General features: G+C 57.3%; 1 protein-coding gene. It reads left to right on the top strand.

The window, feature by feature from the left end:
• On the top strand, positions 1-386 hold a 386-nt coding region (locus tag FS777_RS21295; RefSeq protein ID WP_256675212.1), incomplete at both ends, for an EF-Tu/IF-2/RF-3 family GTPase.

The raw sequence follows: 386 nt of genomic DNA on the forward strand, positions 1-386 counted from the left end.
AACGAAATGGGTACTACCGCTGTCAAGAAGCTGGTAGAAACTCTGGATGCCTACATCCCTGAGCCAGTTCGTGCCGTTGATCAGCCGTTCCTGATGCCGATCGAAGACGTGTTCTCGATCTCGGGTCGTGGTACCGTTGTGACCGGTCGTATCGAGCGTGGTATCGTTCGCGTTCAAGATCCACTGGAAATCGTTGGTCTGCGTGACACCACCACCACCACCTGCACCGGTGTTGAGATGTTCCGCAAGCTGCTGGACGAAGGCCGTGCTGGCGAGAACTGCGGCGTTCTGCTGCGTGGTACCAAGCGTGACGACGTTGAGCGTGGCCAGGTTCTGGTCAAGCCAGGTTCGGTCAAGCCGCACACCAAGTTCACCGCAGAAGTCTA

The sequence above is a fragment of the Pseudomonas sp. DE0157 genome, from assembly GCF_007678615.1.
Taxonomy (GTDB): Bacteria; Pseudomonadota; Gammaproteobacteria; order Pseudomonadales; family Pseudomonadaceae; genus Aquipseudomonas; species Aquipseudomonas parafulva_B.